General features: G+C 66.6%; 18 protein-coding genes. 11 read left to right on the top strand and 7 right to left on the bottom strand.

The annotated features are described in order from the left end of the window. Positions 1-29 precede the first annotated feature (29 nt). From hpaE to hpaI, 5 genes are read left to right on the top strand one after another with little or no spacing between them, the layout of a single operon-like run. Complete coding sequence (hpaE, locus tag VSR34_RS08590; RefSeq protein WP_028229739.1) at positions 30-1,487, top strand: 5-carboxymethyl-2-hydroxymuconate semialdehyde dehydrogenase; 1,458 nt, start codon at positions 30-32, stop codon at positions 1,485-1,487. Next, positions 1,487-2,350 carry a 3,4-dihydroxyphenylacetate 2,3-dioxygenase gene (gene hpaD, locus VSR34_RS08595; RefSeq protein ID WP_028209878.1) on the top strand — a complete coding sequence of 288 codons (864 nt, stop codon included), beginning with the start codon at positions 1,487-1,489 and terminating at the stop codon, positions 2,348-2,350. The genes hpaE and hpaD overlap by 1 nt, the downstream gene beginning before the upstream one ends. Before the next feature lie 16 nt (positions 2,351-2,366). After that, positions 2,367-2,777 (top strand): 5-carboxymethyl-2-hydroxymuconate Delta-isomerase, encoded by a 411-nt coding sequence (locus VSR34_RS08600; RefSeq protein ID WP_028229738.1) that lies wholly within the window; start codon positions 2,367-2,369, stop codon positions 2,775-2,777. After that, positions 2,777-3,580, top strand: a complete 804-nt coding sequence (gene hpaH / locus VSR34_RS08605) for a 2-oxo-hept-4-ene-1,7-dioate hydratase (RefSeq protein ID WP_028209876.1) — start codon at positions 2,777-2,779, stop codon at positions 3,578-3,580. Before VSR34_RS08600 ends, hpaH begins: the two co-directional genes overlap by 1 nt. Before the next feature lie 17 nt (positions 3,581-3,597). Beyond that, positions 3,598-4,380: a 4-hydroxy-2-oxoheptanedioate aldolase gene (gene hpaI, locus VSR34_RS08610; RefSeq protein WP_342962325.1), complete on the top strand. Its 783-nt coding sequence runs from the start codon at positions 3,598-3,600 to the stop codon at positions 4,378-4,380. 28 nt (positions 4,381-4,408) lie between these two features. On the opposite strand, the gene VSR34_RS08615 is transcribed toward hpaI, so the two are convergent. Then, entirely contained in the window at positions 4,409-4,852 is a 444-nt protein-coding gene (locus VSR34_RS08615; protein WP_028209874.1) for a MarR family transcriptional regulator, read from the bottom strand. A 169-nt stretch (positions 4,853-5,021) separates the two neighbouring features. Here VSR34_RS08615 and VSR34_RS08620 point away from each other — a divergent pair, with 169 nt between their 5' ends. From VSR34_RS08620 to VSR34_RS08635, 4 genes are all read left to right on the top strand, one after another. Then, positions 5,022-5,792: a class II aldolase/adducin family protein gene (locus VSR34_RS08620; protein ID WP_042287890.1), complete on the top strand. Its 771-nt coding sequence runs from the start codon at positions 5,022-5,024 to the stop codon at positions 5,790-5,792. 34 nt (positions 5,793-5,826) lie between these two features. After that, the gene (locus VSR34_RS08625; RefSeq protein WP_028229735.1) at positions 5,827-6,831 is read left to right on the top strand and encodes a 2-dehydropantoate 2-reductase; all 1,005 of its coding nucleotides are present in this window, start codon (positions 5,827-5,829) and stop codon (positions 6,829-6,831) included. 354 nt (positions 6,832-7,185) lie between these two features. After that, on the top strand, positions 7,186-10,080 hold the full coding sequence (locus tag VSR34_RS08630; RefSeq protein WP_342962326.1) for a mechanosensitive ion channel domain-containing protein: 2,895 nt from the start codon (positions 7,186-7,188) through the stop codon (positions 10,078-10,080). Between the two features lie 320 nt (positions 10,081-10,400). Further along, positions 10,401-10,799 (top strand): FKBP-type peptidyl-prolyl cis-trans isomerase, encoded by a 399-nt coding sequence (locus VSR34_RS08635; RefSeq protein WP_342962327.1) that lies wholly within the window; start codon positions 10,401-10,403, stop codon positions 10,797-10,799. Between the two features lie 106 nt (positions 10,800-10,905). On the opposite strand, the gene VSR34_RS08640 is transcribed toward VSR34_RS08635, so the two are convergent. From VSR34_RS08640 to VSR34_RS08665, 6 genes are all read right to left on the bottom strand, one after another. Next, the gene (locus VSR34_RS08640) at positions 10,906-12,240 is read right to left on the bottom strand and encodes a nitrate/sulfonate/bicarbonate ABC transporter ATP-binding protein (RefSeq protein WP_342962328.1); all 1,335 of its coding nucleotides are present in this window, start codon (positions 12,238-12,240) and stop codon (positions 10,906-10,908) included. A gap of 14 nt (positions 12,241-12,254) precedes the next feature. Next, on the bottom strand, positions 12,255-14,003 hold the full coding sequence (locus VSR34_RS08645; RefSeq protein WP_028209869.1) for an ABC transporter permease subunit: 1,749 nt from the start codon (positions 14,001-14,003) through the stop codon (positions 12,255-12,257). A gap of 1,233 nt (positions 14,004-15,236) precedes the next feature. Next, positions 15,237-15,635: a hypothetical protein gene (locus VSR34_RS08650; RefSeq protein WP_342962329.1), complete on the bottom strand. Its 399-nt coding sequence runs from the start codon at positions 15,633-15,635 to the stop codon at positions 15,237-15,239. A 217-nt stretch (positions 15,636-15,852) separates the two neighbouring features. Beyond that, a complete protein-coding gene (locus VSR34_RS08655; protein WP_028209866.1) occupies positions 15,853-16,305 on the bottom strand; it encodes a zinc-finger-containing protein in 453 nt (150 codons plus the stop codon). 195 nt (positions 16,306-16,500) lie between these two features. Further along, entirely contained in the window at positions 16,501-17,775 is a 1,275-nt protein-coding gene (locus tag VSR34_RS08660; RefSeq protein WP_042291365.1) for an MFS transporter, read from the bottom strand. A 231-nt stretch (positions 17,776-18,006) separates the two neighbouring features. After that, the gene (locus VSR34_RS08665) at positions 18,007-18,435 is read right to left on the bottom strand and encodes a TOBE domain-containing protein (protein WP_028209865.1); all 429 of its coding nucleotides are present in this window, start codon (positions 18,433-18,435) and stop codon (positions 18,007-18,009) included. Positions 18,436-18,535: 100 nt separating this feature from the next. Here VSR34_RS08665 and VSR34_RS08670 point away from each other — a divergent pair, with 100 nt between their 5' ends. Both VSR34_RS08670 and VSR34_RS08675 read left to right on the top strand, forming a co-directional pair. Continuing rightward, a complete protein-coding gene (locus VSR34_RS08670) occupies positions 18,536-19,420 on the top strand; it encodes an extracellular solute-binding protein (RefSeq protein ID WP_154671109.1) in 885 nt (294 codons plus the stop codon). A 20-nt stretch (positions 19,421-19,440) separates the two neighbouring features. Beyond that, positions 19,441-21,270 carry an ATP-binding cassette domain-containing protein gene (locus VSR34_RS08675; RefSeq protein ID WP_342962330.1) on the top strand — a complete coding sequence of 610 codons (1,830 nt, stop codon included), beginning with the start codon at positions 19,441-19,443 and terminating at the stop codon, positions 21,268-21,270. Positions 21,271-21,569: the final 299 nt, after the last annotated feature.

Consider the following 21,569-nt stretch of genomic DNA (forward strand, 5'->3'; position numbering starts at 1 on the left):
GATCGGATCGAATCAAGGGTAAGTTAGCTATGCGAATTGAACATCTCATCAACGGCCGCACGCATGCCGGGCGTGACTACTTCGAAACCGTGAACCCGGCCAACCAGGACGTGCTCGCGGAAGTGGCGCGCGGTGGCGCCGGGGAAGTCGATCTCGCTGTGCGAGCCGCAAAAGAGGCCTTTCCCGCCTGGGCCGCGAAGCCTGCCACCGAACGTGCGAAGGTCATCCGCAAGCTCGGCGAACTGATTGCGAAGAGCGTGCCCGAAATCGCGCAGACGGAAACGAAAGACACAGGGCAGACGATTTCGCAAACGGGCAAGCAGCTCGTGCCGCGCGCCGCCGACAACTTCAGCTACTTCGCCGAAGTCTGCACGGCCGTGGACGGCCATACCTACCCCACGCCGACGCACCTGAACTACACGCTGTTTCATCCGGTGGGCGTGTGCGCGCTCATCTCGCCGTGGAACGTGCCGTTCATGACCGCCACATGGAAGGTCGCGCCCTGTCTCGCGTTCGGCAACACCGCCGTGTTGAAGATGAGCGAGCTTTCGCCGCTCACGGCCTCGATGCTCGGCCAGCTCGCGCTCGATGCGGGCATTCCGGCCGGCGTGCTCAATGTCGTGCACGGCTACGGCAAGGAAGCGGGCGAGCCGCTCGTCGCTCATCCCGATGTGCGCGCGGTCTCGTTCACGGGGTCGACCGCCACGGGCAATCGCATCGTGCAGGCGGCGGGCCTCAAGAAGTTCTCGATGGAGCTTGGCGGCAAGTCGCCGTTCGTCATTTTCGACGACGCCGATTTCGAGCGCGCGCTCGACGCCGCCGTGTTCATGATCTTCTCGAACAACGGCGAGCGCTGCACGGCCGGCTCGCGCATATTGGTGCAGCGCTCGATCTATGCGAAGTTCGCCGAGCGCTTCGTCGAGCGCGCAAAGCGCATCAGCGTGGGTGATCCGCTCGACGAGAAGACCATCGTCGGCCCGATGATCAGCCAGGGTCATCTCGCGAAGGTGCGCAGCTATATCGAGCTTGGAGGCAACGAGGGCGCGACGCTCGCGTGCGGCGGCCTCGACGCTCCGGCGCTGCCCGACGCACTGAGGAAGGGCAACTTCGTTCAGCCGACCGTGTTCGTCGATGTCGACAACCGCATGCGCATTGCGCAGGAAGAGATCTTTGGGCCGGTCGCGTGCCTCATCCCCTTCGAGGACGAGGCCGACGCGATCCGCCTGTCCAACGACATCGCCTATGGTCTGTCCAGCTACGTGTGGACGGAGAACGCGGGCCGGGCGTTGCGCGTGGCGGCCGCCATCGAAGCGGGCATGTGCTTCGTGAACAGCCAGAACGTGCGCGACCTGCGGCAGCCGTTCGGCGGCACGAAGGCTTCGGGCGTGGGCCGCGAGGGCGGCACGTGGAGCTATGAAGTTTTTCTCGAACCGAAGAACGTGTGTGTTTCGCTCGGTTCGCATCACATTCCGCACTGGGGCGTCTAATGGGCAAACTCGCGCTGGCAGCGAAGGTCACGCACGTGCCTTCCCTCTACCTTTCCGAACTCGATGGGCCTCATAAGGGCTGCCGTCAATCCGCCATTGACGGCCATCTTGAGATTGGCCGGCGCTGTCGCGAGCTGGGCGTCGATACGATCGTCGTCTTCGATGTGCACTGGCTCGTCAACAGCGAGTATCACGTCAATTGCGCCCCGCGCTTCGAAGGCGTCTACACGAGCAACGAACTGCCGCATTTCATCAAGAACATGCCTTACGCCTATCCCGGCAATCCGCAGCTCGGCCATCTGATTGCCGAGGTCGCGAACGAGATGGGCGTGAAGAGCCGCGCGCACAGCGAGACGACGCTCGACCTCGAATACGGCACGCTCGTGCCGATGCGCTACATGAATTCAGACCAGCATTTCCGTGCCGTATCGGTGGCGGGCTGGTGCGTGTGGCACGACCTCGCCACGAGCGCGCGCTTCGGTCTTGCCGTGCGCCGCGCGATCGAGGAGCGCTACGACGGCACGGTCGCGATACTCGCGAGCGGGTCGCTAAGCCACCACTTCGCCAACAACGGCACGGCCGACGAATACATGCACAAGGTCTGGGATCCTTTTCTCGAAGCCACCGATCGCACTGTCGTGGCGATGTGGGAGCGCGGCGACTGGAAGACCTTTTGCGCCATGCTGCCGATGTACAGCGAGAAGTGCTGGGGCGAAGGCGGCATGCACGACACGGCCATGCTGCTCGGCGCGCTCGGCTGGGACCGCTATGAAGGCCGCGCGGAAATCGTCACGCCTTATTTCGGCAGTTCGGGCACCGGGCAGATCAATGCGATCCTGCCAGTCACGCCGCTGCCGGCTTGAAGGACGGGAGAACGCCATGCCCCATCTCACCCTCGAATACAGCGCGAATCTCGCCGATGCCACGAGCATCGGTCAGCTGTGCGAAACGCTTGCCCACGTGCTCGACGCGCAGCGCGACGAAGCCGGCGCACGCGTTTACCCCCGTGGCGGCATTCGCACGCGTGCGTTGCGCTGCGACCAGTTCTTCGTTGCCGATGGCGATCCCGGGAACGCCTTCGTGCACGGTTGCCTGAAGATCGGTGCGGGCCGCTCCCAGGCCGTGCGCAAGGCGACCGGCGACGCGCTCTTCGAAGCGATGAAACAGCACTTCGAGCAGGCCTTCGCCACGCGCGGCCTCGCGCTCTCGCTCGAAATCGTCGAGTTCAGCGAGGAAGGCACGTGGAAGCATAACAACCTGCATGCCCGGATCAAAAACGTGAGTTCATGATGCTAGATCAGCAAACCATCCGCGAACTGGCTGCGCAGCTCGACGAAGCGGAACGCACGCGCACGCAGCTGCGCCACTTTTCGCGCGCGCATCCCGGCATGACGATCGACGACGGCTACGCGATCCAGCGAGAGTGGGTCAAGCTCAAGCTCGCCGCCGGGCACACGATCAAGGGACGCAAGATCGGCCTCACGTCGCGCGCCATGCAGCGCAGCTCGCAGATCGACGAACCCGACTACGCGCCGCTGCTCGACAGCATGTTCATTCCCTCCGGCAGCGATATTCGCGCCGATCGTTTCATCGCGCCGCGCGTGGAAGTGGAACTGGCGTTCGTGCTCAACCGGCCGCTGCAAGGACCGGATGTCACGCTCTTCGACGTGCTCGACGCCACCGCGTACGTGACGCCGGCCATCGAGATCATCGACGCGCGCATCGAGCAATTCGACCGCGAGACCAAGGCGCCGCGCAAGGTGTTCGATACGATCTCCGATTTCGCGGCCAACGCGGGGGTGGTGCTGGGCGGCCGCCCGGTGAAGCCGCTCGACGTGGACCTGCGCTGGGTCGGCGCCCTGCTCTACAAGAACGGCGCCGTTGAGGAAAGCGGGCTCGCCGCTGCCGTGCTGAATCATCCGGCCACGGGCGTGGCGTGGCTCGCGAACAAGATCGCGCGCCACGACGAGCGCCTCGAAGCCGGCGACGTCATTCTGAGCGGCTCGTTCACGGCTCCGATTCCGGCGCGCGCCGGCGATACGTTCCATGCCGACTACGGCCCGCTTGGCGGCATCGGCTTCAATTTCATCTGATCAGGAGTCCGGAAGGCATGTCCGCACCCGCCAACCCGTTCAAGCGCGCGCTCGCGCAAGGCCGCCCGCAGATCGGCCTGTGGGCCGCGCTGGCCGACTCGTACGTGACCGAACTGCTCGCGAACACGGGCTTCGACTGGCTGCTCATCGACGGCGAACACGCGCCCAACGATCTGCGCAGCACGCTCGCGCAGTTGCAAGCCGTCGCGCCCTACCCTGCGCACCCGATCGTCCGGCCGGTGCGCAACGACACCGCGATCATCAAGCAACTGCTCGACATCGGCGCGCAAACGCTGCTCGTACCGATGATCGAGAACGCCATCGAGGCGCGCGCCGCCGTGGCTGCGACGCGTTATCCGCCGCACGGCGTGCGTGGCGTGGGCAGTGCGCTCGCGCGCGCCTCGCGCTGGAACGGCTCGCCCGATTATCTGCACCACGCCGCCGACGAACTATGCGTGCTCGTGCAGGTGGAGACGACGGGCGCGCTCGCGCAACTCGACGAGATCGCGAACGTGGAAGGCGTGGACGGCGTGTTCTTCGGCCCCGCGGACCTGAGCGCTTCGATGGGCCTCCTCGGCCAACCGGGCGCGCCGCAGGTGCGCGAGGCGATCTGCGAAGGCATCCGCACCGTGCGCGCGCAAGGCAAAGGCGCGGGCGTACTCGCGGCGGACCCCGCAATCGCGAACGAATATCTCGCAGCGGGCGCGACTTTCGTCGCCGTGGGCAGCGATGTTTCGCTTCTGGCGCGCAGCGCCAGCGAACTCGCCGCGAAATTCCGCCAGCCTGCGCCTCGCGGCTGAACCCCTTCTATTCAACTCGGCGCGCTTCTTATTCGTCATCTTGCCGGCTCGCCACCAGCTTCGCGAGCACGGCCGCCAACACCTCGCGCTCGTGTTCGCTCAACGTGGCGAGGATCGCTTCATTCGTCGCCTTCGAAAGGGTCGCCGCGCGCCGGTAGGTGCCGCGGCCCTGCGCCGTGAGCGCGACGAGCACGCCGCGCGCATCCGCCTCGTTCGACGTCTTGGCGAGCAGGCCCTTTCGTTCGAGCACGTCGGTGGCGCGGCTCGCCTGGCTGCGGTCGAGATTCGACACACGCCCGAGGTCCGACACCGACAACGGTCCGAACGCACCCACGCTGAGCAGCAGCCTCGCCTCCGTGAGCGAGAGCGAGAGCGCCGACTCGAACGCGTCGCTCATCGTGCGGTCGGTTTGCTTCTTGAGCACATGAAGCCGGTACGTGAACAGCGCTTCGATGTCGTACTTCCCCGTCATTTGTCTTCCCGCCTTTTTTCACCAGCCGCGGCAGTGCGGCAACGCCGCCAGCATAGCATCGTCAGAAGACCTTTTTTTGCAGGCCTTTTACGAACAATTTGATGCTTGCGCACGCATTTATTTGGGCGTAGGATCGGCGTAATCAGAGCCTGAAAACGAGGAGACTTTCATGAATGAAAACATCGGGCGCTCGCGCCCCGAATGGTGCGATCCCGTGGAGTGGGAAACTCGCGTGCAGCTTGCTGCCGTGTATCGCGTGTTTCATCTCATGGGTTGGACCGAGCTCATCTTCAATCACATTACGCTACGCGTGCCAGGGCCGCACAAGCACTTCCTCATCAACCCGTTCGGGCTCACGTATGACGAGGTCAAGGCCTCGAATCTCGTCAAGGTCGACGTCGACGGCAACATCCTCAGCCCGAGCGATTATCCGATCAACCCGGCGGGCTTCGTGATTCATAGCGCGATCCACGCAAACGTGGAAGACGCCCATTGCGTGATGCACACGCACACCACGGCGGGGCTCGCGGTGGCGTGCATGGAGGGCGGCCTCGCGTACACGAACTTCTATTCGGCACAGCTGCACGACATGGTCGCCTATCACGATTTCGAGGGCATCACGGTGCACGCGGACGAAAAATCGCGCATTCTGCAGTCGATGGGTGACAAGCGGCTGCTCATCCTGCGCAATCACGGGCTGCTCTCGCATGGCGTGAGCCTCGCGCATGCTTTTGCGCTGCTCTGGACGCTCAATCGCGCGTGCGAAGTGCAGGTCGTGACCGACTCCATGCGCGGCCAGACGCTGCCCATCGCGCCGGCCATTACCGAGCGCGCCACGCGCGACTCGCTGCAGTTCTCGCCCGCGCACGGCGCGGGACAGAACGTGCTCGATGCGCTGATCCGGCGCGTGGCACGCATCGATCCTTCTTACCAGGATTAGCCTTGACCAACCACGATCAAACAGGAGTACCAGCTTGAGTACCCCGCATCCAAAGATCACCGTCGTGGGCGGCGGTGCGATCGGCGGCCTGATCGCGGCGCGTCTTGCGCGCTCGGGCATCGCGGTGAGCCTGCTCGCGCGCGGCGCGCATCTGAAGGCCATCCGTCGCGACGGTCTCACGGTCATCGAAAGCGACACCCGCTACACGCAAGCCATCAACGCGACCGACAACGCCGCCGCGCTCGGCGCGCAAGACCTCGTCTTCGTCTGCCTGAAAGGCCAGGCACTCGTGCAGGCGGCGCCTTCGCTCGCCCCGCTCGTCGGTCCGCACACGCATATCGTCTCGGCGATGAACGGCGTGCCCTGGTGGTTTCTCCACGCGTTCGGCGGCGCCCATGCGGACGGCCGCCTCGAAGCGGTCGATCCCGGCGGCGCCGTATCGGCTGCGTTGCCGCCCGCGCAGGCCTCGGGCTGCGTCGTGCATCTGTCGTCGTCGATCGCTGGGCCCGGCGTGATCCGCAAGGGCAACGGCAATCATCTGATCGTCGGCGAGGGCGCGCCGCAAATGGCCGCGCGGGCGCAAGAGGCGCGCGACCTGCTCGCCAGGGCCGGCTTCGAAGTCACCAAAGCCGCGCCCATACAGGCCGACATCTGGGCGAAGCTCTGGGGCAACATGACGATGAACCCCATCAGCGCGCTCACGCGCTCGACCGCCGACGTGATTCTCGACGATCCGCTCACGGCAGGGCTCGTGAGCACGATCATGGCCGAGGCGCGCGAGATAGGCGAAGCGCTCGGCATTCGCATCGAAATGACGATCGAGGCGCGCAACGCGATCACGCGCAAGCTCGGCGCCTTCAAGACTTCCATGCTGCAAGACGTGGAAGCCGGCCGCTCGCTCGAGGTCGAAGCGCTGCTCGGTGCGCCGCATGAACTGGCGCGGCGTGTGGGCGTCGCGGCGCCGTCGCTCGGCATGCTCTATGGCCTCGCGCGCCAGCTCAATGCCAATCTCGAGGCGGCGCGCGCAGCGCGTTCCTGATCCTTTGCTGAACGGCTAAAGCGGCATCGGGGATGCGTGAAGCGTCCCCATTATCAGCGCGGGATCCTGCGCGCCCCGCCCGCGTCTGCCGTCAAAAGACGGCATACTGCCGGGCATAGCCAGCTCTCACGTTTCGCGCGCCGCGTCGTTGGCGGCACCGCAAACGCCCAGTTGCCCGGCACCGCAAAGCCTGGGGCACAAAACATGCGGTAGCGCGTCAAACGTTCCGACGAATCGGGCGGCGACACTGCCGCGTCCAGCGTGCTTCCCCAGCCGCGCGTCTCGTCCCGCTGTCTTCTCTCCCGACGCCACTGATGGGTCGCCGCTGTCGCGGCCCGTATGCCAATGACAAGGATGTTGCTTTCTTTCGCCTTTCGATTGCCGCGCGCCAGACGAACGCCGCGGCTTCATGCCCTGCTCGCCGTCTTCGCTTGCGCGACGCTCGCGTTCGGCGCGTCGAGCGTCACGGCGGCGACGCCCGCCGCCATCGCCGAAGCGCTCAAGCCCGCCGCGAGTCCGGCACACCCCGCTCAGCCCGCCGCGCACCCGGACAACGCAGCCGCGCCCGTGGCGCTGACGCCTAGCCAGGCGCAAGCGGCCCTGCAGGTTCTCGACGACCCTGTGCAGCGCAGCCGCGTAGAAGATACGCTGCGCGCCATCGCCGCCGCCGGCGCGCTCGCCGCGCCGGCCTCCGTGGGCGTGCCGGCCAGTGCGCCCGCTGGGACCGCTGCGGCCGCTGCGGCCGCTTCGGCCGCTGGCGCGTCGGCGGCCACGCCCGCCTCGGCGCCGCTCGCGGGGGCGCTGCGCTCCAACGGTCTCGTCGTGCAGGTCGCCTCTCACGCCGCGCGCGGCACGCGCATGCTCGGCCAGCATCTGGGCCAAACGTTCGCGACGCTGCTCGACCTGTGGGCCACGCGCAACTGGTGGCAGGACCATCTCAATACACCGCAGGGCCACGCCCTGCTGCTCGATCTGCTGCGTGTGCTGGTGCTCACACTCGTGCCCGCGCTCGCGCTCGCAACGGTGCTACGCCGGGTCGTCACTGCGCCGGAGCGCGCCATTGCCGCGCATCAAGCCGCAAAGCAGCGCGAGGACGGTGAGCCGCCGCAAGCCACCGTACCGCAACCGCAAACACCCGAAGCCACCGGCACGAGCGCCGCGCTCGCCGCGCAAGCGAAGTCCGCGCAAGCACAAGGCGATGCGGACAAAGGCGCGCTGCGCGAAGCGGCCGCCATGGAGACGACTGTCGGTAAAGCCGCGACGCACCGCGATCCGGACGCCGGACCGAACGTGAATGCGGACGTCAACGCCTCCGCGCGTGCAACGGTCGTCGCCGCGCAAGCTCAGGACGACGCAGAGGCCTCGCCCAAAAGCGCCGCCAAACGCGCGAAAGAAGCGTATCAGGCGCTGCGCGGCGCCCATCACTGGAGCCTGCTGCAACGGTTGCCGGGCGCCCTGCTCGTCATGCTGCTCGAAGCCGTTCCCGTGATCGGTTTCGGCCTGTGCGCGGCTTTCGTGCTCTCGCTCTTCGGCCCCGACGACGCGGCATCCGCCGAAGCGGTCGGCCATATCGTCGATACGTATGTGGTTTGCCGGGTCATCGTCATGTTCGGCAAGCTGCTGTTCGCGCCCGACGCCGCCGCGCTGCGCCTCGTGCCGCTCGCCGATAACTGGGCCGCCTACGCGCAACGCTGGCTCGTTCGCATCGTCGTGATCGGCGGTGTGGGCGGCGCGATTGGCGCCGCGCTGCCGCTCGGCATGACCGAAGATGCGAATCTCGCGCTCGTGAAGGTCGTCGCGCTGATCGGCCACCTCGCGCTCGTCGTGATGATCGTGCAACTGCGCCGCCCCGTCGCCGATGCCATGCGCAAGGCGGCCGCAAGGCATGGCGCTTACGCGTGGTTCGCGCAGTGGTTCGCCGATATCTGGGTCGGCGTGGCGCTCTTCGTCGTCATCGCGCTGTGGTTCGTCTGGGCGCTCGATGTGCGCGGCGGCTACGGCGAGCTGGTGCGCTCGGGCGGTCTCTCGCTCGTCGTGCTGCTTGCCGCGCGGGTCAGCGCCATTGTGCTGCTCGGGGCGCTGAGCCGCGTGTTCGGCCTGCGCAATGATCACGAGAACATGAGCTTCGGGCAGCGCCGCGCTTATCGCTACTATCCCGCGCTGCGGCGCATCGTGATCGCCGCGATCTGGATCGTGACGCTCGATGTGCTGCTGCACGTCTGGGGCCTGCGTCCCGCGCGCCTGCTCGCGCTCGCGCCCATCGGGCATCTGATCGGCTCGGCGCTGCTCACGATCGTCATCGCCATCGTCGCCGCCGTCGCGATCTGGGAGCTCGCGAACGGCGCCGCCGACCGGCGCCTGCAAGCCTGGACCGACGCCGGGGACTTCGTGCGCGCCGCGCGCCTGCGCACGCTCTTGCCGATGTTTCGCACCACGCTGCTCGTTGCGATCCTCGTCGTGGTCGGGCTCACCGCGCTTTCGCAGCTCGGCGTGAACACGGCGCCGCTCATCGCGGGCGCCAGCATCTTCGGCGTGGCGCTCGGCTTTGGCTCGCAAAAGCTCGTGCAGGACTTCATCACGGGCATTTTCCTGCTGACCGAAAACGCCATGCAGGTGGGCGACTGGGTGACGGTGGCGGGCGTGTCGGGCACCGTCGAGTTCCTCTCGATCCGCACCGTGCGGCTGCGCGGCGGCGACGGCTCGCTCTACACCGTGCCGTTCAGCTCGGTGACGACCGTGAACAACACGAACCGCGGCATCGGCAACGCGGCCGTCAAGGTGCAGATCGCGCACGGCGCGGATCTGCAGCGCGCCATCGACACGTTGAAGGACATCGGCGCCGAAATCCGCAAGGAAGACGCCTTCAAGGACGGCATTCTCAGCGACTTCGCCTACTGGGGCGTCGATCAGGTGGACGGCGCGAGCGTGACGCTCGTCGGCCAGATCCAGTGCAAGGACTCGGCGCGCTGGGGCGTGCAGCGCGAGTTCAACCGCCGCGTGCTGCTGCGCTTCGCGGAGCGCGGCATCGAGCTCGCGAATCCGCAGCGCAACTTCCTTGTGGATATGTCGCGCGGCGACGACATCGAAGGCCGCACGTACGGCGACGATCTCGACGACGCTTCCGGAGGCAACGATCGCCCCCAACCGCGAGGCGCTTCGAAGGCGCCTTCGCAGGGCGGCAAGCCGCGCAGCGGCAAGAGCGGCGCATCGGGTGACGGCCAGGGTTCGTCGAGCGGCAAGCCCAACTGACACGGTGACGCCGCAGCCGGTGCGCAGCTCACGCGCACCGGCCTCACCTTCGCTTCTCGTTTTCGTGCTCCTGAAAAAGCTCACCTGAGCGCCGACAGCCGCACCGCGCCCCAACGCCGGCGCGGCAAAGTTCTCCGTCTAATCAATGGTCTGCGTACGGAGGCATGCTGCGCTGCACGCACGGGATCGCACGTCCCGAAGAAGCTCACCTTTGCGGCCGCCGCGCAACGTGTTGTTGGGAAAACGTCCAGCGCGGCGCTCAAACGAGGCCTGCCCCAGGTGCCCGATATAATTGGCGAGCCATTCAACGAGGACATCTCATGAAATCACTGATTGCCCTGGTCGCCGCTGCCACACTCGCAACGAGCGCGTTTGCCGCCAACCCCGTCGAGAAGTTGCCGTCGGGCGTCGTAGTCGAGCACCTCAAGCAAGGCACCGGCCCGCAACCCACCGCCACCGACGTCGTGCGCGTGAACTATCGCGGCACGCTCGCGAACGGCACGGAATTCGACAGCTCCGACAAGCATGGCGGCCCGGCAGTCTTTCCGCTCAATCGCGTGATTCCGTGCTGGACGCAAGGGGTGCAGAAGATGAAGGTCGGCGGCAAGGCGAAGCTCACCTGCCCGGCCGCGACGGCTTATGGCGATCGCGCCGTCGGCCCGATTCCGCCGAACAGCGACCTCACGTTCGAAGTCGAACTGATCGGCATCGGGCAGTAAGGGAAGCCTGCGGGCGCCTGGGCGAGGCCGGATGACAACGAGTCAGCGCCCAAACAAAAAGCCGGATGGTCATCCCATCCGGCTTTTTGCTCATCTGGGCCGAGCCTTACGCCTCGACGTCCTCGAAACTGAAAATCTCCGACTGGTCGTTGTACGAGAAGACCTCGCCGTAACGCGCCCACTCGATCACGGTATCGAGCGTTTCTTCGGCGTCGACATCGGAAAGCACGTCCTCCAGTTCCTGCTCGAAGCGCACGCGCGGCGCGCGATGGCCCGGCCGCTCGTCGAGCACCTTCTTGATCCGCGCCGCGAGCGGCACGTTGCGCAGCAGGTGATCGGCGAACATCAACTTGCGCGCCTGCGTGCCCATCTCGGCGAACACGCGCGCGGGCGGCGTGAGCAGCACGTCGCCTTCGCGCACGTCGGCAAAGCCTAGTTGCTGCAGCATTTCCACGATCGGGAACAGGTCGTCCACCTCCAGATGCAGCGAGCGTGCGATCTCCGGCATGTCGGCACGGCCGTGATACGGCGCGGCCGCCAGCGTCTCGATCAGGCCGGCCATGATGTTGGTCGACACATCGGGCAAGCGGCTGCCCACTTCGAGGCGGCGGTGCGTGGCTTCGGCGGCTTCGCGCGCGGTCATCTTCGAGTAGATGTCGTCCACGAGCTTGCGGAACGCCGGGTCGAGACGGTTGCGCGGATGCTTGAACGGCACCTTGATCTCGGCCGACACCCGCCCCGGGTTGGACGACAAGACGAGAATGCGGTCGCACATGAACACCGCTTCCTCGATGTTGTGCGTGACGATCAGTACCGACTTGATCGGCAGACGGCCTTGCGTCCACAAATCCAGCAAATCGGTACGCAGCGTTTCGGCGGTCAGCACATCGAGCGCCGAGAACGGCTCGTCCATCAGTAGCAGCGTCGGATCGACCACGAGCGCGCGCGCAAAGCCCACGCGCTGGCGCATGCCGCCCGAAAGCTCGCGCGGGTAGGCGTTTTCGAAGCCGTCCAGACCGATCAGGTCGATGGCCGCCAGCGCGCGTTCGCGACGCTCGCGCGCGCCGACGCCCTGCGCTTCGAGGCCCGCTTCCACGTTCTGCAGCACCGTGAGCCACGGGAACAGCGCGAACGTCTGGAACACCATCGAAACGCCCTCGGCCGGCCCTTCGAGCGGCTTGCCCAGCCAGCTCACCTCGCCTTCGGTCGGCTCGATGAGGCCGGAGATGATACGTAGCAGCGTGGACTTGCCCGAGCCCGAGCGGCCGAGCAAGCCGACGATTTCGCCCTCGCGCAGCGAGAGGTTCACGTCGTCGAGCACGAGGCGCTCGTCCTCTTTCTTCGCGAAGCCGCGCGAAACATGCTTGACGGCGAGCACTTCGCCGCCTGGAGTGGGCCGCATCGGCAGCAGATCGGATGAGACGATTTTCGGATTCAGCATGATGTCACTCCATCTCAATCGAGGCGCAGCCGGGACTCGGCGTAGGTGTACAGCGGACGCCAGAGCACGCGATTGAACAACGTAACGAACAGGGACATCATCGCGATGCCCAGAATGATTTTCGGGAAGTCGCCGGCAGCGGTCGTCTGCGCGATGTACGCGCCGAGGCCATGCGCGACGACCCTGGTGTCGCCCCACTGCACGAATTCGGAGACGATGCTCGCGTTCCACGCCCCGCCCGAGGCCGTAATGGCGCCCGTGATGTAGTACGGGAAAATGCCTGGCAGCATCGCCTTCTTCCACCATTGCCAGCCGCGAATGTGGAAGTTCTTCGCCGCTTCCTTGTAGTCGTTCGGGTACGCGGTCGCGCCGGCGATCACGTTGAAGAGGATGTACCACTGCGTGCCGAGCACGATCAGCGGCGAAAGCCAGATGTCCGGGTTCAGATGAAAGCGCACGATCACGATCACGAACACCGGGAACAGCAGGTTCGCCGGGAAGGCAGCGAGAAACTGTGCGAGCGGCTGGACCTTCTCCGCGAGCGCCGGACGCAGGCCGATCAGCACGCCGAGCGGCACCCAGATCACCGAGGCGATGGCGATCAGCAGCAGCACGCGCAAAAGCGTGATGAGGCCGAGCAGGAACACGTGCCAGACTTCGTCGAGCGTGACGCCGGTACGCACGTAGGCCACCACGTGCCATACGACGTACACGGTCAGCGCGATCACGAACACGGCCCACACGATGTCGCCCAGGCGCGAGCGCTTGCTGACCCGGGTGACGACGGGCAGCGCCTTGGGCAGTTGCACGCGCAACGGCACGCGCGCGAGCGTGGCGAGCAGGAAGCCCATCGGCACGAGCAGACGGTGAATGAGACGCGTGCGGCGAATGAGGTCGAGCAGCCACGACTCCGGGGCTTCGCCCGAGCTCGTGGTCTCCATGCGGAACTTGTCGGCCCACGCGACCAGCGGACGGAACAGCAACTGGTCGTACGCGAGAATCACGACGATCATCGCGAGAATCACCCAGCCCACCGCGTGCAGGTTCTTTTCGGCGATCGCCTGCGCCAGATATGCGCCGACACCGGGCAGCGTGATCGTGTTGTTGCCCACCGTGATCGCCTCGGAGGCCACCACGAAGAACCAGCCGCCCGACATCGACATCATCATGTTCCAGATGAGGCCCGGCATCGAGAACGGCACTTCGAGCTTCCAGAAACGCTGCCAGCCCGTGAGATGGAAGCCGCGCGAGACTTCATCGAGGTCGCGCGGCACCGTGCGCAGCGACTGGTAGAAGCTGAACGTCATGTTCCAGGCCTGGCTCGTGAAGATCGCGAAGATCGCGGCAAGCTCGGCGCCCAGCACGCGCGAGGGAAAGAGCGCGAGGAAGAACGTGACGGTGAACGAGATGTAGCCTAGCACCGGCACCGACTGCAGGATGTCCAGAATCGGCACGAGCACCTGGCCCGCGCGGCGGCTCTTCGCCGCGAGCGTGCCGTACCCGAGCGTGAAGATGAGCGAGGCCACCATCGCCGCCAGCATGCGCAGCGTGGTGCGCATCGCGTACTCGGGCAGATTGGCCGGGTCCAGCGAGATGACCTGGGTCTTGAGCGTCGAGATCGGCGCCATCGTCTCGTGAAAGCCCACGGCCGCCATCGCGATCAGGCAGATGATGAGCGGGAACGCCACGAAGTCCCAGCGGTTGGGCAGCACGCGCCACGCCGAGGCGTTGGCCGTGCGGTTCAGGTTGAAGCTGAACTCCATTAGCGGCCTCCGTTGGCGCAAACGGGTGCGAGCGCGAGCAGGCCGGCAAGGGCGCGCGCTGTGCGGCGGATCGTTCGCAATGTGTGGTTGAACTGATTCATGTCGAAGCACCGGCGATTGGTTTATTGCGCGAAGCCCTCGCGCGGCGCGTACGGCTGGCCGTACGCGCGGGGATCGTTACTTCAAGGCGGATGCGTCCCGAAACACCCGTGAGCGCAGATCTCGCCAGCGCGCGGCGAGTCGCGATTCCCCGCAAGGCGGCGGGGCGACCGTGCGCTCACGCGCGCCGAGCACATCGGGGTGAAGGGTTTGCTGCGATTGCGGCAGGTGCGGCAAAAGAAGGCCGAAGTTCATACTGGTTCTCCTGGCGTCGAGAAGGACGCATTCGGGAGGAAAGCCAGCAGACCCGGTAGCGCGCATTCAGCGCCATGTCAGCGCTAGTTTGCTTACGCGAGACTCACGTCTGCCCGCTTTCCTCAGTGCAATGGGAAAGGAAGCGGCATAACGGATAACTGTCACTGTCAGACATCGGAACTCCTTATCGTCACGGCGGCTGGCCTCGGGAGCCTCGCCAGGCGTCCCAAAGGCAACACATGTGTCGATCCGCGCGTCGCGCCGGCGTGGCGAAACGAGCGAACCGTGCCGTGAGCGCGCATCGATCGGTTGCGGACGCACGGCGCGATGTCGGCCGACCGCGGCGCCTGAAATGCTGGAGGCGCGCTGCGGCGTCGGTCGACGCTATTCAAGAGTGCACGAAGATTTACTGCTGGACGCGCACCATCTGCCTGGCTGGCAAGACGGCGGCTGAAAGAAAGGGAGCGCGGACGTCCTGCCGGTCAGGCAGCGAAACTGTTCGAAGATCGACAACTGCTACTGTCCAAGGCGTCAGCCCCTTTTGTTAAGACGGGCGAATTTTAGTCACGCCACCTGTCTGAAGTCAACACGATTCGCACCCCGCGTCAAATCTCGTGCCAATGTCGCCACAGCGCCGGCTGGTGCCCGCCCAAGGGTCCAGCGGGGCCCAACCGGTGGCGTCGCGAAAACCTTGCAACCGGCCATGCGTTTTTTGGGGTTACATCGTCGGCTGCGCTCCGTTCACCCGCGTCGCGATCCGCGCTCGTCTCTCCAAAGCGTTCACTGCACCGTACTGCCTGCTCCCCACTGCCCGTGCGCGACGCCGGCCGGGTGCCGGCAAACCGTGGGCGTGCAAACGGCGTACCCGCCGGGCCCGCCTCACGCGCTCTTGCGCAGCGCCCGCTGGCTCGTCTCACAGGCGCCCATGCGCTCGAGCCGCTCGCTCGCCTCCGTCAACGCCCACAGCGGCGCGCCTTGCAACTGGCGGTCGTACACAGTCACGAGCTGCGCGAGCGCCGCGAATCCGGCTTCGTCGAGTTGCCAGCCGCCGCCCGTATTGCCGCGCTCGAAGCAGGCGATCAGCGCGGCGTCGGCCTGGCGCACCTGCTCCGGGTCGAGCACGCCGTACCCGGCCTCCGCAATCGATTGCGCGAGCACGTGAGCATGAAGCATGGCGCGCGCGTCGTCGCAAGTGCCGCCGCGGCCGAGCGCGGCGAGCGCGAGATGCACCTGGAGCGCGAGCTCATTCGCGACCGCCCGCGGGATCGGCAGCAGCATCGACTTGCTGCGGCGGGCGCGACCGGCTTGCGGGCGAGGCGGAAAAGGAATGGTCCTGGCCATGGAAGGGCACGTAAGAGTCTGTTCCGTGCAATAACGGCACGCCGCGCCGAAGATTGAGAGGCGTCCCTCAATTCGGACGCAACTATCGGTGACGCAGATGCGGCATGCATCGCCCGTCCGCCTGGCGAACGGCCCTGCATGTGCGGCAGACGCCTCAGCGCGGGTCACCCTCGCCGCGCCGCGCGGCCACGAACGCTTCGATGTGGCGGATGGCCTGCTCGCACTGATCGAGCGTCAGAAGGTGGATCGACGGATTCGGCAGGTCGAAGCCCAGCTCCCCCGCCAGCCAGCGTATCGCCTTGCCGCGCGCCTCGAATGCATTGACCTTGTCGCGCCGCATTTTCGCGGCGACGAGCGGTTCCAGCGCGTCGTGCAGGCGGCTCTTGGCGTCGCGCAGGGCGGCGTTGGCGAGGCGGCCGAGCGGCACGTTGCGCGTGCTGCGCGCGGGCACGCCGATCCACGCTTCGCAGGGCGTGCAGACCCAGAGCGGGCCATGATCGTCGCGATACGGATAGGCCTCGTCGGCGAAGCGCGCGAGCACCGCTTTCGCGCCGCAGTAATCGCACAAGGGCTGCGGCAGCGCCTTGACGGGGCGGCCTACGCGCATGCGGCGCTCCTTGCGGCGATAGTCGATTGATGCATTGATGGGTTCGGTGGATGAGAAAGACGGTGCCCGCCGCGAGCGGGCCCTGGAGCAAGGATAACGGCAAACCCCGGGCGCGGCATCGTCGGGACGGCGTGTCGCTGGGCGCGGCGCACCTTCCCGAGGATGATCGCGGTCAGGCGCCGTCTGGCCCTGCGGCTAGTTCGCGCTCTCGGCGGCGGGCGTCGCTTCGGGCGCCAGCGAGCGCGTGTCGCGCAACGCCGGAAAGAGCCGCATCCACAGCAGCGCGACACAGATCGTGGCCGCGCCGCCAACGAGCACGGCGCGCTGCGCGCCCCACCATCCGGCGGTCAAGCCTGACTCGAACTCGCCAAGCTGGTTAGACGTGCCGATGAAAAGCGAATTGACCGCGCTCACGCGGCCGAGCGTTTCCTCGGGTGTGCGCAACTGCACGAGCGAGGTCCGCACGACCACGCTCACCACATCCGAGGCACCGAGCACCGCGAGCGCGACGAGCGACACGACGATGTTGTGCGAAAGCCCGAATGCGATCGTCGCGCAGCCGAACACGATCACGCCGCCGAACATCGCGAGCCCCGGGCGGCGCCGCAGCGGAAAGTGCGCGAGCCAGATCGAGCCCGCGAGCGCGCCCGCGGCCGACGCGGAGCGCAACAGCCCAAGCGCGATCGGCCCCGCGTGCAGGATGTCGCGGGCGAACACGGGCAACAGCGCCGTTGCGCCGCCGAACAGCACGGCGAACAGGTCGAGCGAGAGCGCGCCGAGAATCACGGGCTGCGAGCGGATGAAGGCGATACCCGAGAACACCGATTCCAGCGTGACGGGCGTGCGCGCGGGTGGTTTCGTGCGCAGCGGGATCGTGCCGGAAAGCGCAGCCGCGGCAGCAAAAGCGAGCGTACAGGCCGCGTAGGCCGGCGCCGCGCCGATTCCGTAGAGCAGGCCGCCGAGCGCGGGGCCGACGATGTTCGCAGTCTGATTCGCCGAGGTCGACCACGCCGTGGCATTCGGCAAGTGCGAGCGCGGCACGACGCCCGGCAAAAGCGACGAGATGGCAGGCGACTCGAACGCGCGCGCGGCGCCGACACAGGCGGCGAGCGCGTAGATTAGCGGCGCGCCCAGCCAGCCGCCGAGCGTGCCGGCCGCGAACGTCAGTGCCGCGGCGCACTCGACGAGTTGACAGACCGAGGCGATGCGCCGGCGATCATAGCGATCCGCCACCTGGCCGACTACGAGCGTCAGGCAGAACATCGGCAGGAACTGCGCGAGGCCGACGAGACCGAGAGCAAAGGCGCTATGCGTGAGCGCATAGATGTGCCAGCCCATGGCGACGGCGAGCATCTGGAAGGCGAGCGAGGAGAGCACGCGCGCACCATAGAAGCGCTGGAAGCCGCGATTGCGCGAAAGGCCGGGCGGGTCTTCGAATGCCGCCTTGGGTGCCGGGGCAGGTAGGGTCATTGAACAGCCGGAAAGAACGCTTGGCGCGTGCCGATGGAAGGCAAAGCCGCGGCGCAAAAGCGCCAAGTTTAGTGCATGGGGGCGACGGCAGCGGATTGCCGCGAGGCCCGGAACTCGACTTCACGTCAGGTCTGCACGAGCGCGACGAGCGCCTGCCCATTCCCGCGCGAGTTCACGGGCCCGCAGCTTCTCCTCGCGCTGGCGCACTCGGTGGCGCCCCCCCGCAGCCCATCAGCCGTCCACGCCGACGATCACGCTCGATGCCTTGAAGAGCGCCGTGGCCTGCTTGCCTGCCGCGAGGCCGAGGCGATCGACGCTCTCATTCGTCACGATGGCCGCGATCTGCGCGCCGCCAGGCGAGGCGAGCACGACTTCCGCGTTCACCGCGCCCTTCGTGACCGACGACACCGTGCCCGCGATGACGTTGCGCGTGGACACCTTGCTCGCGTCGCCGTCGACCATGAGGATCACGGACGATGCCTTCACGAGCGCAAAGGCCGGCTTGCCGGCGGCGAGACCCAGCGACGCCGTGCTGCCGTGAGTGATGATCGCGACGATCTCGAGCCCGCCATCGGCGCGCAGGGTGACCTCGTCGTTGACGGCGCCGGGCTTCACCGCGCTGATCTCGCCGGAGAAATGATTGCGAGCGCTGGTGCGCATGAGGGTCTCCACAATCGAGATGAAATGGTTAGGGAAAGAACCATGAATGCAGCACTCCATCGTAATATATGGACCTTTATAACGATACGGGGCGTCGAACATGTCGATCCGCAAGCTGGTGGCCTCAGTCGTCGTGGTGAGCGGTGTCTTCGGTGCTGCGGGCGCGGCCCGCGCCGACGAATCCGACGTCAACGTGCTGTATGCAGGCTCGCTCGTGAATCTCATGGAAAAGAGCGTGGGCCCCGCGTTCGAAAAGGAAACCGGCCTGCATTTCCGGGGGTACGCCGCCGGCTCGAACAAGATCGCCAATGAAGTAAAGGGCAAGCTGCGTCGCGGCGACGTATTCATCAGCGCGAGCCCGAAGGTGAACGCTAGCCTCATGGGCGAGGCCAATGGCAATCACGTTAGGTGGTACGTCAATTTCGCCGAATCGCCGCTCCTGATCGGCTACAACCCGAAGAGCCGTTTCGCCAGCGATTTCAAGACGAAAAAGTGGGATCAGGTGCTGCAGGAGCCGGGCATCCGCCTTGGCCGCACCGACCCGAAGCTCGACCCGAAGGGCGCCTTCACCGTGGAACTGATGACGAAGGCTGCGCAGGCCTACAACCAGCCCGATCTCGTGGAAAGAATCCTCGGCACGCCGGAAAATCCGCAGCAGGTGCTGCCCGAGGAAACGCTCGCTGGCCGCCTGCAATCGGGCCAGCTCGACGCGGGCTTCTTCTACTCGACCGAAACCTCCGACCTGAAGATCCCGTCAGTCCATCCCGCACCGGAGCTGAAGATCAAGGCGAACTACACGCTCACGATCCTCAATGACGCCCCCAACAGCGCGGGCGCGGCGCGCTTCGTGAACTTTCTGCTCTCCGCCGAAGGGCGCAAGCTGCTCGCCGGGCATGGCGTGGACGTGACGAAGCCCGTTGTGAACGGTCAGCCCCAGGCGATCCCGCCGTCGGTCCAGGCCGTGGTCGACGCCGCACAGCAATGACGCAGTCCGCGCAGCGTGCCATGAGGCCCTCGAAGCCGCTCTGGTGGTTGGGCGCGCTGCTCGCGGTCTATCTGTGCGCACCGTTCGTCGCGAGCATCCCGCAGATCGGCCAGGCGGATTGGGCCGGCGTCGACTGGCACGCCACCTGGTCGGCAGTCGGGGTTTCGGTGGCGAGCGCAAGCGTGGCCTCGCTCATCATCCTCGTGGGCGGCGTGCCGCTCGGCTACTGGCTCGCGCGTTCGCGCGCGCGCGGCATCGCCCTGCTCGGCTTTGTCGTGCAATTGCCGCTCGCGCTGCCGCCACTGACGAGCGGCGTGCTGCTGCTCTTTCTCATCGGCCCGTATAGCGCCCTCGGCCAGTTCTTCGGCGGCACGCTCACCGATTCCTTCACGGGCATCATCCTCGCCGAGACGTTCGTGGCCGCGCCCTTCCTGATCGTCGCGGCGCGCTCGGCGTTCGCCGCTGTCGACCCGGTCCACGACGACGTCGCCGCCACGCTCGGCCATCATGCCGCCAGCCGTTTCTTTCGCGTCACGCTGCCCGTTGCCTGGCCCGCCATCCGCGCGGGGCTCGCGCTCGCCTGGCTGCGCGCGTTCGGCGAGTTCGGCGCGACCGTGATGGTGGCCTATCACCCATACTCGCTGCCGGTCTATACGTATGTCGTGTTCGGCGGCCAGGGCCTGCCCGCGATGATGCCGCTGCTCCTGCCCACGCTCGGCATCGCGATCATCTGCGCCGTGCTCTCCGTGTACAGCCGCGGGACACGCGCAGCGCCGGAGGTGAACCCCGAAAACGGCGATGAGCTCACCGCTTTCACGCCGGCCCCGTCCCCACCGGCCAGTGCGGACCTTCGGCTTGCCTTCGCGGCGCGGCGCCGTCTCGGCGCGTTCACACTCGATATCGCGTGGCAGCCGCAAACGCGCCGGCTCGCGATCATCGGTCCTTCGGGCTCGGGCAAGTCCCTCGCGCTGCGCATCATCGCCGGGCTCGAACATAACGATGCGGGCGCGATCATGCTCGGTGCGACCGATCTCGGCGCGCTGCCGCCCGAGCGCCGCCAGATCGGCTATATGCCGCAGGACTATGGGCTGTTTCCTCACATGACGGTGGCGCAGCAGCTGGCGTTTCCCGTCGATGCCGACGCAGCCAGCGCGCGTTACTGGCTCGCGCACCTAGGTCTCGATGCGCTCACGCAGCGTCTGCCGCGCCAGCTCTCGTTCGGCCAGCGCCAGCGCGTCGCGCTCGCGCGTGCGCTCTCGCGACACACGCAACTGCTCCTGTTCGACGAGCCGTTCGCCGCACTCGACACGCCGCGCCGGCGCCGCCTGCAGCAATCGCTGCGAGCGCTGCAACGCGAGGTCGGCGCGGTGACGGTCGTGGTGACGCACGATCCGGACGAGGCGGCCCTGCTCGCCGACGAACTGCTCGTGATCGAACAGGGTCGCGTGCTGCAGGCGGGCGGCGTGGCCGATGTCTTCCAGCGGCCCGCCACACTGCGCGTGGCCGAGCTGCTCGGCCTGCACAACGTCGGCGAGGGTATCGTGCGGGCCGGCGGCGTGATCGAAACACCGGAGGGGCTATGCCTGCCCTGCGTCAATACGACGCTGGCAGTCGGCTCACGCGTGATGTGGCGCGTCTCGCCGCGCGCGCTCGCCGCAACGCCGGAGGGTGCGTGGCCGGGCCGCATCGCGGGCACGTCGCTGCGTCATGGCGACCGCTACGTCGCCGTCGAGATCGCTGGCGTCACCTTCGACATCGCCGCGGAGGACGCGCCGGCAACTCATGCAGGCGAACTGCGCTTCACGATCGACGCCAACGGCGTGCTGGCCTGGCCCGCACGCGACTCCTGAAAACGCTCACCTTTCGCGCCGGCATGCCAACAGCAACGCCGTGCCCAGAGACAAAAAAGCCCCTTGCAAAGGGGCTTTTTGCATAAACGGTTAGCGCCTGGACGCGCAATTTCGCACCGTTGGGCTCCGGTCCCGAAAACACTCACCTGTCGATCCGTCACGCACGATGTGCGCAACGATTCGGTTGCTAACGCCTGGGGCGTAGCAAGATTCCATTCGGAAACCTGGGACTACCAGGAAAATATTGTGCGCGGGAACTGGCTTCTGCTGCGGATCGGCATGACGAAATCTCGGGGATG

Source organism: Paraburkholderia sp. JHI2823, assembly GCF_038900695.1.
Lineage (GTDB): Bacteria > Pseudomonadota > Gammaproteobacteria > Burkholderiales > Burkholderiaceae > Paraburkholderia > Paraburkholderia mimosarum.